This window comes from Flavobacterium circumlabens (assembly GCF_004345565.1).
GTDB classification, from domain to species: Bacteria; Bacteroidota; Bacteroidia; order Flavobacteriales; family Flavobacteriaceae; genus Flavobacterium; species Flavobacterium circumlabens.
The window spans coordinates 342759-356751 of sequence record NZ_SLWA01000001.1; the positions used below are offsets into that span (position 1 = coordinate 342759).

Consider the following 13993-nt stretch of genomic DNA (forward strand, 5'->3'; position numbering starts at 1 on the left):
ACTATATGCCAACCAAAAACTTCATCCCGTTTATTAAAACAGTGGTATTTGCCATTGTATTAAGTCTTTCAGGCTGCAGCAGCGAGTCAGAAATAATAGAAAACTCCGATAAGAAAAGTATATTAATGCTTCATAAAAATTATGAGTTTCTTAAATCGAAAGAATCGCTTTTTAATGCGATAACGAATTCAGGTACTCAAAAAACAATCTCCAAAAGAACCGTTCAGGCTTTAGATTTTAAAATCTTTACAGACAGGCTTACCTATGTAAAAAACGAGGAAAAAGCCAAAGAGTCGTTTACGTTTTACATCGAGCGAAACAATTATTCCCCTGCCAGCAACACAATTGAAAATCTAATCCTGACAAAAGGCTTTAACGAGGAAGAATACAAAGCCTACATCATCACCTATTTCTTTCCTGACGGGATCGCCAGTGAGCATAAAAACTTTAAAGTAACAGGGTTTAAAGCCGTAAACAGCGAAACCTTTTCGTTTAACAACCTGACTTCAAAATCTGCCTGTGAAAACACCTATGAATATATGGTAATCGAAACCGCGCATAAGTGTTACAGCGGGAACCATTCCGGAGCTTCTGAAGCAGCTAACTGCGAGGGCAAAGGTTCTCTGCCGTACTCGACGTATCAGGTTGTAGCCTACCTAACCGATTCTTGCGGAGAAGGTGTAGCAGGAGGTGGCACAGGCGGAGACCAAAGTGGTGCCGGAGGCGGTCGCAGCAGCACACCGGGAAGCGGTGGCGGTGCCCCGGTAGATACCGGAATTTCTTTACCTCCTTCCTGTCAGTCTGTAGATTGTGAGGTGCCGATACTGGCCAATGACATCAACGTATTATTAGGAAATACACTTAATTTTGAACAATTAACCTTTTTGTTCAACAATGATAATATTGCTACGGAAGTAAAAAATTACCTGGATCAGAATACTAATGCTGCGGCGAAAGCGCTTACGACGCAAATAATAGCGGCGATGGTAGCGAATCCCGGTTTAAAGATTAATTTTACCGCCTCTGTAAATTCACCGATGAATATTGATATACTGGCTATTACAAACGCGACTACTGAAGGGAAAAAGTTTCTTGAAGTTTATGATGCTTTGACGAAATCTCCGGAATTTAAAAAACTATTTATTGATATGTTTGCGGAAAGTAAGCGATTTAATGTGAAATTTGAAATTGCAGAAAAAGTTTATGAAAATGATGATCCAACTAAAAAAGAAGTAAACGCAAATACTTCCAAAATAGCTGGCACAGATAATTATATAATAAAAATAAATAAGAAAATTTTCAACAAAGGGACAGATTTCAGTCAAATCAGAATTAAAAATGCTAAAACCATTTTGCACGAATGCATTCATGCGTTTCTTTTTGTCAAATCTAAAAATTCTACAATCGGTATGGATATTGAAACGGTTATAGATAAAATTTACCCAACAACCGATGAGCAACATAATTTCATGGCGGAAAAAATGATACCCACAATGCAAAAGATACTTTCACAAATAAGAGATTTAGTTACGACAACAGCCGGCAGAAATGTTTTAGATACACAAATTACAATGCATCCTACTCAAACTCCTTTGACATCAACCCCATGGATTTGGAGTGAATATTATAAATTTTTAAGTCTAAAAGGATTAGAAAAAACAGTTTATTTCAAAAATAATTTCCCTACAGGATCAGATCAATGGAAATTATTAACAAAATATATTGAATACGGCCATAATGAATTAGATAAATAATAAATTAATATGAAAACTATAATTCTTTTATTTTTTGTTTCCACTTTTGCTTTTTGTCAGGATATTAATCACATAAAAACGCTTGATACGGTTTACGTGGCATTTACAAAAGGAAAAAATCAGGAAAAAAAAGTATATTCTGATAATTTCAGAGAATATACCTTGTCTTTAAATTCGAAAAAAGAAAATCGAACTGAACAATTAATATTTAGTAAACCAGATCGTAAAAATTCAATGACAGAAAAAGGTTTTTTAAGAATTGATACGAGAATTGAAAATAAATCCTTTTTAAAAAAACATCAAAAAGATATAATTGATTTAGACTTTCTCAAAAATTTCACAGAAGAATATATTGTTTGCGAATTATTATCGCGATCACAAACGTTCTATATCATTGATCTTACCGAAAAGAAAAAAAGGAAAGTTGTTTTATATAGTGTGTTTCTATTGAATTACTGTCCTATTGGGGAATGATGACTTCCAATTGTTCAAAAAACTATACGTATTGGAGAAGTTAACTTAATAAAAATCATATGTCATGAAAGCAATAATTACATTACTTATGATAAATATATCCGGAACGATTTATAGTCAGGATTATGATACTTTAAAAAAAGCAGATACTGTTTATATTTTTTTTAAGCAAAATCAGTACAAGCAAATATATATGCCTCAATCGAAGGGATATGGCGACTATATCTTTGTTTTTAATGAATATTACAAACATACCCATATAATGCTGTACCATAATCCGTATGTTGCTGAGGAGAAAAAAGAAAAAAAATCATTTCTAAAAAAACATAAAAGCATTTTGATTAATTACGATTTTCTAATTAACATGCTCAGTTATCAGGACGCTAAAAAATTGCTATTGAGCAAAAAAAAGATTTATCTCATAGATGATAATGATACTGGATGGTTTTCAATAAAGCTTAAAGAAGTTAAGGTAAATGACTATAATATTAATCCTATTGAATAAGTAAAATGCCAAATACTAAACCGATATCAGCCTTTACCTTTCAAAACAGCACTTTCTTCTATTTCGTTTTAAGTGTTTTATTCTGTCTGCCTTTTAAATCAAATGGACAGGACATTAAAAAGATAAAAGAATCAGATACCCTATATGTTTATTTCAAATACGATAATGGGAATCAAATGAAAGAGTCAAACAACATTGTAAACAGAGATAATTACAATTACTCTTTTGTTTTTGATGCTGACAACACAAAAATAAGACAGGATTTAACTCTGGTTAATCATTACAGAATTACTCCGGAAGTGAAGTTTGTCAAACACTCATTTCTGAGGAAAAGAAAAGACATTACGGTCAATTATAATTTTCTTAAAACATTAGGGTTTCGTGAAAGTGAAAAACTGCTTTTAGAAAAGAAGAAAATATACTTAATCGATTATGAATATCTTTCTCATCATAAAGTAAGAGTAGCAGAAGTAAAAATGGTTGACAGAAGCAGTCTGATATCCATTGAATAATCAAATAATTCCCGTGACTAAACAAAAATCAAAATTAGTTTGTCACAGTTTCTGTTTCAAAATTTCTGTTGTAATTTTTTTGTTGTAAAAAAAATTACAACAATTTATTTACAACACTTTTGTTGTAAAATTTCTGTTGTAAAAAAAAATACAACAATTAGTTTACAACAGCCTTGTTGAAAAATAAAAATTACTATTAAACTTTCAACAACAATAAAACACAATACATACTACTTCATCAATTAATCCCTGAAAAATTGTATTTTTGCCTGGTGCACCGTAAGTAATCGTTTTACCCCCAAAACGAACCAGAAAGGGTAACTTACAAAAGCAAAACTGTTTTTTACCAAAATCTGTTTTTTTTAAAGCAATATAAATATCTTTGAATTATGAGCACAGCAATAAAACCAAATCATATAGGCAGAAAAATCAGCCGTATTCGTGAACTGAAAGACATGAAACAGGAAGCCCTCGCACAAGCTTTGGGAACTTCCCAACAAACGGTATCTTCCATAGAAAATAGTGAGACCATAGACGAAGAAAGACTTATCGAAGTAGCAAAAGCACTTGGTGTAAGTGTGGAAGCCATAAAAAACTTTACAGAAGAAAATATGATTAGCTATTTCAATAATTTTTACGACAATAGTACCAGCAATGGTATGAATGGAATATTCAATCCTAGTCATTGTTCATTCAACCCGCTAGACAAAATGATGGAAATGGTAGATGAAAACAGAAAGCTGTACGAACGTTTGGTTCAGTCTGAAAAAGATAAAATTGAATATTTAGAAAAACTGCTCAAAGGAAAATAAGGTTTTTCGAAACCTGTTCCTTTTCATAAAAAAATCCCGTGGAAAATTTTTCACGGGATTTTTTCAGTTTTGTCTTTTGAGAAGATGATACTTTTTAAGAGTAACTATTTTTTAGGCCTGCCCCTTTTTAATTCTTTTTCGGCTATGGTAAAGGCTAATTTTTCACGCCATAGCGCATAACGTTCCCTAAAAACTATTTTTATAGCACTATCTACCGCGCCATGCAGGAACAGACTCCAGACACTGGCCATTTTGCGGGTTATCGAGCTGTCCCATGCGCGAAGACTCAGCGAAAAAGAGCCATCAATATACCGCATCCAGTGCCACATTCCGGTAGGCATGAACAAGGTATCTCCGTGTTCCAGGAAAACTTCATACCCTTCGACGCCTTTCAGCGCGGGAAATTTTTCGAAGTCCGGATTGGAAACGTCATAATCCTCTAAAGCGTAGGTTGTATTGGGCACACAGTAAAGCCTTTTTTTCCATTTGTAGTCAAACAGGATAATGTGTTTTCTGCCTCCAAAATGCGTGTGGAAAAGATGAGGCAAATCGATGTCATAATGTAAAAATGTAATGGCCTGGGAGCCTCCAAAAAACATGGCAGGCATACTTTCTATAAAGCCTCCCATTAATTCTTTTGGAATTTTGACATCATTGACCAATTCGGGTTTGTGTTTAAAAAGATTGAAGAAAAAAATACGCAGCTGTGTTGGCTCTCTTTTTATCAGATCCAGATAATCACCGAATTTCATCGTGGCAATCGAGGCATTGATTACTTTTTTGGGATCTGCTTTGGAGTTGTCCACTAGTTTGACTTCAATATCCCCTGCAATTTCCTTAAAATAATCCGTGGACCATTTTTCTCTTGCCGGCCAGTCTTTTGTCAATCCTTTTATAATTAAAGGCTTTTTTTTATCTAAATAGTTCTTCTTAAAATCTTGTCTGGAAATAGACTCAACAACATCGACAGGTTTTAGTATAAAGCTCATTTTTTTCCTTAATTTAAATTGTCAGTTTCCCAAAATTATCTAATTATTTCTCTCCTCTAACATTTGTAATAAAATAATACAAAAGAAAAATAGGCCGTTTTCCTGTACAAATACCAGTAACAGGATCTGACTTTATTGTCAAATTTCCCAGCCCTATATTTCAGGACCATACAATTTAATCAAAAAAAACCGAAGAATGATCTTCGGTTTTTTAAATTTTAAATTTATTATTCAATAGGATACATTCTTTCGCTAAAAAATACATCGTTTCTCTTAAACTTCTTATTACATTTCAAAAGAAACATAAAGTTTACCCAGCAAAAACCTCTGACCCTTTGCAACTCTGTCCCTTTGTACCTACTTCAAAGAAGCCATATCAATCACAAAACGATATTTCACATCGCTTTTGTTCATGCGCTCGTAAGCTTCATTAATGTACGCCATATCGATGATTTCAACATCTGAAGTAATATTGTGTTCGGCACAGTAATCTAACATTTCCTGCGTTTCTTTGATTCCGCCAATCAAACTTCCGATGATGCTTCTTCTTTTCATGATTAACGTAAAAACAGGAATTTCTGCAGGTGCAGGAGGTGCTCCCACGACAATCATCGTTCCGTTTGTTTTCAGTAAATTCAGATACGCATTATGATCGTGTTTCGCCGAAACGGTATTTAAAATAAAATCGAAGCTGCTCGCTAATGATTCCATAGTTTCCGGATTTGAAGTCAGGGCAAAATGATGTGCCCCTAATTTTTTAGCATCGGCTTCTTTAAACGGAGAATGGCTTAACATGGTCACTTCGGCACCAAATGAAACCGCAAATTTTACGGCCATATGTCCCAAACCACCTAAACCTAAAACGCCAACTTTATGCCCCTTGCCTACTTTTAAATAACGCAGCGGTGAATAAGTAGTAATTCCGGCGCATAATAAAGGTGCCACTCCTTTTAAATCTAATTTTTCAGAAACGTGAAGGGTGTAATTTTCGTCGACAATAATACTGGTCGAATAGCCGCCTCTTGTCGGAATATCAGTTCCTCGTTCTACACTATTGTAAGTTTGCGTCATTCCTTCATCACAAAACTGCTCCTCGCCTGCCTGACAGCTCGGACAGATTCTGCAGGAATCTACAAAACAGCCTATTCCGGCTAATTCCCCCACTTTAAATTTTGAAACTTCGCTACCAACAGCAACAATTCGGCCCACAATTTCGTGTCCTGGAACTAAGGGGTAATTTACAGGTCCCCATTCCCCTTTTGCAGTATGAATATCGGAGTGGCAAACACCACTGTACAAGATTTCTATCTGAACCTGATGAGCACCAACTTCTTTTCTTTCAAACGTATAGGGTTTTAACGGATTTTCGGCATCAAATGCAGCATAAGCTTTTACTGGTATCATGTTATCGTATTTTAATTAAGCTATTAAAATTACAATAAATTCTCCATCAAAATAAAATTTGAAGGGGCAAAAAAGATGTTTTTTTGAGTATTTGAATTTTACATTCCGGTTCTGATGGCCTCAACCGGATCCAGATTTGCTGCTGAAATTGCCGGCAGAATTCCCGAAATCAATCCGATAAGCGCGGCTAAGCTTGTTCCTAAAACTATATTTCCGAAACTTAAAACGAATTCAAAATCTAATAATTTGGTCAATAAAAGGGAGATTCCCCAAACCATCAGCAAACCAATTATTCCTCCGATTACAGACAGAATAATGGCTTCAAACAAAAACTGGAATAATATAAATTTGTTTTTGGCTCCTAATGATTTCTGGATTCCGATAAGATTCGTGCGTTCTTTTACCGAAACAAACATGATATTCGCAATTCCAAAACCGCCCACCAGCAGCGAAAATCCACTGATAATCCAGCCCACTACATTCATCTGTCCTAAAATTCCATCAATAAAATCGGTAAACCCGGAAAGTACATTAATAAAAAAGTTGTCCATTTCTCCTGCTTTCATCCCACGGATCCCTCTTATTTTTTGTGCTATTTCGGCTTTGTAAGCATCCATGTCAACGCCTTTAACCGGTTTCAAAACAATTACCGGGGTCATCGAATCGCTGTCGCCATACATTCGGCGTAAAAAATTGGCCGGTAAATACACTGAAGTATCATTACTGTCACCAAAAAAGCCTGCACCTTGTTTCGCTATCACTCCGATTACGGTAAAACGCTGTCCGTAAAGTCTAATATTTTTTCCAATAGGATCTATGGTGCCAAAAAGGCCGTCTGCAATTTCATATCCCAAAACAATAACGGCGGTTCCTGAATTCGATTCCGATTCGTTGTAGAATCGTCCTTTATCAAAACTTAACCCATCAATATCGACCATTTCAAAAGAAGACGGGACAATATTTACATCGGCAACGGTTTTAGAATCGTATTTTAAACTTTCATGATTGACAAAAAGCTGATAACCGACTTGTTGTGTATTGTTGAGTGAGTTTTTTAAAGCAATGTATTCATCGTATTTCACATTTGGGAACTGTTCTCTTTTCCATTGGGGAATTTCGGAAGGCCCAAAACAATACTTCATCAAATAAATCGTATTTTTATCTAAGCTGCTCAGATCTTTAGAAATTTTACGGTCTAAAGAATCAACCGCGGCGAGTACCGCAATAATCGAAAAAATACCAATTGTTACACCAAGCAATGACAATAATGTACGCAATTTATTATTCCGTAAAGCATTTATGGCAAAGCTTAAACTTTCTTTCAGCAACCTTAGATAAACAATCATATTTTCGTATTTTTCAATAAAGTAAAATTCAATAATTTAAAATAAAAAACCTAACAAAACTTAACTTACTCATCAGTAGATTTTTTTACCATAATGTTACATTAATTTTCTTTAAAATAATATTTAAAAAAACTACTTTTGCAGTCTGAAAATCATAACTACACAATGAGCACAACTAAAACAATACAATCGGCCTTAATATCTGTTTTTTCGAAAGACGGACTTGAGCCAATCGTTAGAAAATTACACGAACAAAACGTAACACTTTATTCGACCGGAGGAACGGAAGATTTTATTAAAAACTTAGGCATTCCTGTAGTTCCGGTTGAGGATATCACTTCTTTTCCTGAAATTCTTGGCGGAAGAGTAAAAACGTTACACCCGAAAATTTTTGGCGGAATTTTAAACCGCCAGGATAACGAAAGTGATGTTCAGCAAATGAAGGAATTTGATATTCCTCAGATTGACTTAGTGATTGTTGATTTGTACCCGTTTGAAAAAACGGTTGCCTCAGGTGCAAGCGAACAGGATATTATTGAAAAAATTGATATTGGCGGAATCTCCTTAATCCGTGCCGGTGCAAAAAACTTTAAAGACACTGTAATTGTAGCTTCAGTAAATGAATACAGCTTGCTATTGGATTTGATTACAGAACAAAACGGAGCAACAACACTTGAAAACAGAAGATTGTTTGCTACAAAAGCATTCCACGTTTCTTCTCATTATGATGGTGCGATTTTTAATTACTTCAATACAGATGAAACGATCTATAAAGAAAGTATTGACAACGGTCAGATTTTACGTTATGGAGAAAATCCACACCAAAAAGGATTCTTTTTTGGAGATTTTGATGCCATGTTCAAAAAAGTCCACGGAAAAGAGTTATCTTACAACAACCTGCTGGATGTAGATGCTGCGGTAAACTTAATTAATGAGTTTAAAACAGACGGGCCTACTTTCGCTATTTTAAAACATAACAATGCTTGTGGTTTAGCTTCAAGAAAAACAATCAGTGAGGCTTACTTAGCGGCGCTGGCTTGTGATCCTACTTCTGCGTTTGGCGGAGTTTTGATTTCAAATGTTAAAATTGATTTGGCTACAGCCCAGGAAATCAATAAATTGTTCTGTGAGGTTGTCATCGCTCCAAGTTATGATGATGAGGCCATTACGGTTTTACAGGAAAAGAAAAACAGGATTATATTGGTTCAGAATGAAGTGGAATTACCTTCAAGACAAGTGAGAACATGTCTTAACGGTTTGTTAATTCAGGACAGAAATAATATTACGGATACTAAAGAGCATTTAAAGACCGTTACTATTACCGAGCCGACTGCTCAGGAAGTAGAAGATTTAATATTTGCTTCAAAAATTTGCAAGAACACCAAATCAAATACGATTGTGTTTGCTAAAAACGGAACATTAATTTCGTCAGGAACAGGTCAGACGTCAAGAGTTGATGCTTTAATGCAGGCAATTGACAAGGCAAAAGCTTTCGGTTTTGATCTGACAGGAGCTTCAATGGCGAGCGATGCATTTTTCCCGTTTCCGGATTGTGTTGAATTAGCCAAAAAAGCAGGAATAACCGCTGTTATTCAGCCGGGAGGATCAATAAAAGACGAATTAAGCATAAATTATTGCAACGAAAATAATCTTGCAATGGTATTTACAGGAACACGTCATTTTAAACATTAATTTGTTTAACTTTGTTCAAAATAATTTATAACATTTTAAACCCCTAAAAAACTTATGGGATTTTTTGATTTCATGACCGAGGATATTGCGATAGACCTTGGTACCGCAAACACTTTAATCATACATAATGATAAAGTTGTTATTGATAGTCCGTCAATCGTTGCACGTGATCGAATATCAGGCAAAATCATTGCTGTTGGTAAGGAAGCCAATATGATGCAAGGTAAAACGCATGAAAATATCAAAACCATAAGGCCTTTGAAGGACGGTGTAATTGCCGATTTTGATGCTTCGGAAAAAATGATCAATATGTTCATTAAAAGTATTCCGGCATTGAAAAAAAGAATGTTTACTCCAGCGCTAAGAATGGTAGTATGTATTCCTTCCGGAATTACTGAGGTTGAAATGCGTGCCGTAAAAGAATCTTGTGAAAGAGTAAACGGAAAAGAAGTTTACCTGATTCATGAACCAATGGCAGCAGCAATTGGTATTGGTATCGATATCATGCAGCCTAAAGGAAACATGATTGTTGATATTGGTGGTGGAACAACTGAAATCGCGGTTATTGCATTAGGCGGAATTGTATGTGATAAATCTGTAAAAATTGCAGGTGACGTTTTCACTAACGATATTGTTTATTACATGCGTACACAACACAACCTTTTTGTTGGAGAAAGTACTGCCGAGAAAATAAAAATTCAGATTGGAGCTGCTATCGAAGATTTAGATGGTCCTCCTGAAGACATGTCTGTTCAGGGTAGAGATTTACTTACGGGTAAACCAAAACAAGTTGATGTTTCTTACCGTGAAATTGCCAAAGCATTAGACAAATCGATTCAACGTATAGAAGATGCCGTAATGGAAACGTTATCGCAAACTCCTCCTGAATTAGCAGCCGATATCTACAACACAGGTATTTATTTAGCCGGTGGAGGATCGATGTTAAGAGGTCTGGACAAACGTATTTCCCAAAAAACAGATTTACCTGTTTATATTGCTGAAGATCCGTTAAGAGCCGTTGTTCGCGGAACCGGAATGGCACTTAAAAACATTGCAAAATTCAAAAGCATCTTAATAAAATAAGATTCATAATAACAATCAAAATATTTTTATTGGAGTCAGATTGAATCATTTGACTCCAATAAAATTTGAACCCAATAGCATATCCTGAAACAAAATAACCGAACAAGAAATGCAGCAAATTTTTAATTTCATTATAAGAAACAGTAATCGATTGCTGTTTTTGCTGCTTTTAGGTATTTCGTTGGCTCTCACAATTCAATCTCATTCGTACCATAGAAGCAGAGTAATCAGTTCAGCAAATTTTTTAAGCGGAGGTGTTTATGAAAGAATTAATCGCGTAAACGAATATTTGAACCTGAGAACACAAAACGACGAACTGGTACTTGAAAACGCAAGATTAAAAAGTCTTTTATTCAATAAAGAAGATACCACAAAAATACCTTTGGCAGACAGTATTAAAGGCGTAAAACCTGCTGATATTATTGTTTCGAAAGTTATTCACAACTCCTACAATACACACGAAAACTATATCACTTTAAACTCCGGTGCAAAAGAAGGAATGAAACAGGATATGGGAGTTATCAATAGTCTAGGAATTATTGGTGTGGTAGACAATACATCAAAAAACTATTCTACCGTAGTTAGTATTCTGAATATGAAATCGCACATTAATGCAAAACTAAAAAAGTCAAATCATTTTGGTTCATTAACATGGAGCGGAAAAAGCACAGGATTTGTGCAGCTTGAAGATGTTCCAAGATTAGCTTCTATTAGAAAAGGCGATACAATTGTTACAGGTGGGCAGTCCGTAATTTTTCCGGAAGGAATTAATATTGGTACAGTCGAAAAAATATACGTTAAAACAGGTACCAGCTATTATGTTATAGACGTTAAACTTTTTAACGACATGACAAACTTAGGACATGTATATGTCATTAAGAGTAAGGACAGAGAAGAACTTATTAATTTAGAAAAAAAGGAAAACGATGAATAGCGCTTTGTTAGTCAATATTTTTCGATTTATTGTGTTACTGGCAATTCAGATTGTTATTTTCAATAATATGAATTTCCTGGGATACATAAGTCCTTTTCCATACCTGTTGTATATCATTCTTTATCCTGTAAACAGTAACAGATCCGGTTTGATTATCTCCAGTTTTTTACTTGGACTCACCATGGATATGTTTTGTAATTCGGGCGGAATTCATGCTACGGCCTGTGTCATTTTAGCGTATTACAGGCCCTATATTTTCAAATTTTCATTTGGACTGAGTTATGAATATCAAACTATAAAACTAAACGAATCCTTAACACCGGAAAGATTCTCTTTTATTTTAGTATCCGTGATCCTGCATCACATTATACTTTTTACATTTGAAGCTTTTCAATTTAAATTCATTGGTGACGTTTTACTTCGAACTTTATTCAGTTCCATATTTACCATAATTGTTTCAATCATAATAATATATCTTATTAAGCCCAATAAACGATGAGAAAAATTCTGCTGCCCTCTTTAATTATTATCGCAGCATCTCTGCTTGTGATGAGGGTATTTTATTTGCAAATTATAGACGATTCTTTTAAGTTAAAATCTGATAATAATGCAATCAAGAAGCAGTATGACTATCCGGAAAGAGGCTATATTTATGACCGAAACGGAAAGTTATTAGTTGCCAATCAGGCTTCTTATGACATCATGGTAATCCCGAGAGAAATCAAGGAAAACCTTAATATTGACGAATTTTGCGCATTGCTCAATATTACCAGAGAAGATTATGAAAAGAGAATTGCAAAAGCGAAAGTATACAGTCCGAGATTACCTTCTGTTTTTCTATCGCAATTAAACAAATCTGAATTTGCCGCTTTTCAGGAAAAAATCAGGAAATACGAAGGCTTTTATTTCCAGAAACGTTCTCTTCGTGATTATGAAGTAGATTATGGCGCCAATATTTTTGGTTCTATTCTACAGGTAAATGAAAAATTAATTGCTAAAAACCCTTATTACAATAGTGGTGACTTAATTGGAAGACAAGGTGTTGAAGAAAGCTACGAAGAAGTTTTACGCGGAATAAAAGGTGTAAAATACATCCAGAAAGACAAATATAATAGAGAAATTGGTTCTTATAAAGAAGGCAAATACGACACTATCGCTGTAGCCGGAGAAGACATTAATCTGACTATTGATGCTGAACTTCAAAAATATGGTGAAGAATTAATGATCAATAAAAGAGGTGGAATTGTTGCCATTGAACCTAAAACAGGTGAAATTTTGGCATTAGTTACCGCTCCTTCTTATGATCCTGGTATTTTGGTGGGAAGACAACGATCTAAAAACTATACGATTTTATATCATGATTCTATTGCAAAACCTTTATACGACAGAGGTCTTTTAGCGGAATATCCTCCGGGATCTCCATTTAAAATCCTAACCGGATTGGTTGCTCTTCAGGAAGGTGTCATTAACGAACAAACTACTTTTATGTGCCATCACGGTTTCAGTTATGGTAGAGGTCGTTTTATGAAATGTCACGGTTTTGGCCCGCACCAGTTACATAACGGAATTTACAATTCCTGTAATACTTATTTTGCTCAGTCTTATATGCTAACCATTAATAAATACAAAAACCCGGCAGAAGCGGTGGATGTATGGAGCAATCACGTAAAAAGTTTTGGATTAGGCCAGTTTATGGGATACGATTTACCAACCGGTAAAAAAGGAAATATTCCGACTTCAAAAACATACAAAAAAATATATCCCAACGGCGGCTGGAGAAGCACCACGATTGTATCAAACGCAATTGGGCAGGGAGAAGTTTTAATGACTCCTATTCAATTAGCCAATATGATGGCGACTGTTGCCAATCAGGGATATTACTATACGCCTCATATTATTAAAAAAATTGAAGGTAAAAAAATAGACGCGAAATTTACAACCAAACACGAAACTACAATTGACAAAAAGTATTTTCCTCCGGTCATAAGTGGTTTGTTTGATGTATATAATAAAGGAACTGCTTACGCTTTAAGAGTTGAAGGAATCGATATTTGCGGAAAAACAGGAACCGCTGAAAACTATGCCAAAATCGATGGTGTGAGAACAAAGCTAAAAGATCACTCTATTTTTGTGGCTTTTGCACCAAAAGACAATCCTAAAATCGCAATCGCGATTATGATTGAAAATGGAGGTTTTGGAGCAACTGTTGCAGGGCCAATTGCCAGTTTAATGGTTGAAAAATATCTGAGAAGAAAAATCTCAAGAACTGATTTAGAAATTCGGGTTTTAAATAAGAGCTTAGTTAGTGAATATGCAAAAGTTGGAGGAATCAATCCGGCAAGTTTAATTGAATCTACACCAAAAGATTCCGTTTTAAAAGCTAAGATTATTGTTCCAAAAACTGCAGCAGCTGCAAAAACAGTAACTCCGAAAACAGAGATAAAAAGAACTACAGTAGACACAACAAAAGAAAACTAACAAAGATTAT

The 13993-nt window shown here is 34.9% G+C and carries 13 protein-coding genes; 10 read left to right on the forward strand and 3 right to left on the reverse strand.

The genetic code is table 11. The features are described from left to right. Window positions 1–5 precede the first annotated feature (5 nt). The 5 genes from EV142_RS01415 to EV142_RS01435 all read left to right on the forward strand — a co-directional run bounded on the left by EV142_RS01415 (window position 6) and on the right by EV142_RS01435 (window position 4057). Window positions 6–1754 (forward strand): hypothetical protein, encoded by a 1749-nt coding sequence (locus EV142_RS01415; RefSeq protein ID WP_132032005.1) that lies wholly within the window; start codon window positions 6–8, stop codon window positions 1752–1754. Window positions 1755–1763: 9 nt separating this feature from the next. Continuing rightward, window positions 1764–2228, forward strand: a complete 465-nt coding sequence (locus EV142_RS01420; protein WP_132032007.1) for a hypothetical protein — start codon at window positions 1764–1766, stop codon at window positions 2226–2228. A 64-nt stretch (window positions 2229–2292) separates the two neighbouring features. After that, window positions 2293–2733, forward strand: coding sequence for a hypothetical protein (locus tag EV142_RS01425; protein ID WP_132032009.1), 441 nt, complete (start codon window positions 2293–2295; stop codon window positions 2731–2733). Window positions 2734–2738: 5 nt separating this feature from the next. Then, entirely contained in the window at window positions 2739–3245 is a 507-nt protein-coding gene (locus EV142_RS01430; RefSeq protein WP_132032011.1) for a hypothetical protein, read from the forward strand. 389 nt (window positions 3246–3634) lie between these two features. Continuing rightward, a complete protein-coding gene (locus EV142_RS01435) occupies window positions 3635–4057 on the forward strand; it encodes a helix-turn-helix domain-containing protein (protein WP_132032012.1) in 423 nt (140 codons plus the stop codon). 104 nt (window positions 4058–4161) lie between these two features. Here the strand turns inward: EV142_RS01435 and EV142_RS01440 are convergent, their stop codons facing one another. The 3 genes from EV142_RS01440 to EV142_RS01450 form a co-directional block, all read right to left on the reverse strand. Next, complete coding sequence (locus EV142_RS01440) at window positions 4162–5046, reverse strand: cupin-like domain-containing protein (RefSeq protein WP_132032014.1); 885 nt, start codon at window positions 5044–5046, stop codon at window positions 4162–4164. A 357-nt stretch (window positions 5047–5403) separates the two neighbouring features. Then, window positions 5404–6450 carry an NAD(P)-dependent alcohol dehydrogenase gene (locus tag EV142_RS01445; RefSeq protein WP_132032016.1) on the reverse strand — a complete coding sequence of 349 codons (1047 nt, stop codon included), beginning with the start codon at window positions 6448–6450 and terminating at the stop codon, window positions 5404–5406. A gap of 98 nt (window positions 6451–6548) precedes the next feature. Next, complete coding sequence (locus EV142_RS01450; protein WP_132032018.1) at window positions 6549–7796, reverse strand: ABC transporter permease; 1248 nt, start codon at window positions 7794–7796, stop codon at window positions 6549–6551. A 165-nt stretch (window positions 7797–7961) separates the two neighbouring features. Here EV142_RS01450 and purH point away from each other — a divergent pair, with 165 nt between their 5' ends. The 5 genes from purH to mrdA all read left to right on the forward strand — a co-directional run bounded on the left by purH (window position 7962) and on the right by mrdA (window position 13983). Further along, the gene (purH, locus tag EV142_RS01455) at window positions 7962–9488 is read left to right on the forward strand and encodes a bifunctional phosphoribosylaminoimidazolecarboxamide formyltransferase/IMP cyclohydrolase (protein ID WP_132032021.1); all 1527 of its coding nucleotides are present in this window, start codon (window positions 7962–7964) and stop codon (window positions 9486–9488) included. A 54-nt stretch (window positions 9489–9542) separates the two neighbouring features. Further along, window positions 9543–10571, forward strand: a complete 1029-nt coding sequence (locus tag EV142_RS01460; RefSeq protein ID WP_007804822.1) for a rod shape-determining protein — start codon at window positions 9543–9545, stop codon at window positions 10569–10571. A 109-nt stretch (window positions 10572–10680) separates the two neighbouring features. Then, window positions 10681–11505: a rod shape-determining protein MreC gene (mreC, locus tag EV142_RS01465; protein WP_132032023.1), complete on the forward strand. Its 825-nt coding sequence runs from the start codon at window positions 10681–10683 to the stop codon at window positions 11503–11505. After that, complete coding sequence (locus EV142_RS01470) at window positions 11498–12004, forward strand: rod shape-determining protein MreD (protein WP_132032025.1); 507 nt, start codon at window positions 11498–11500, stop codon at window positions 12002–12004. Before mreC ends, EV142_RS01470 begins: the two co-directional genes overlap by 8 nt. Continuing rightward, on the forward strand, window positions 12001–13983 hold the full coding sequence (mrdA, locus tag EV142_RS01475) for a penicillin-binding protein 2 (protein ID WP_132032027.1): 1983 nt from the start codon (window positions 12001–12003) through the stop codon (window positions 13981–13983). Before EV142_RS01470 ends, mrdA begins: the two co-directional genes overlap by 4 nt. Window positions 13984–13993 lie beyond the last annotated feature (10 nt).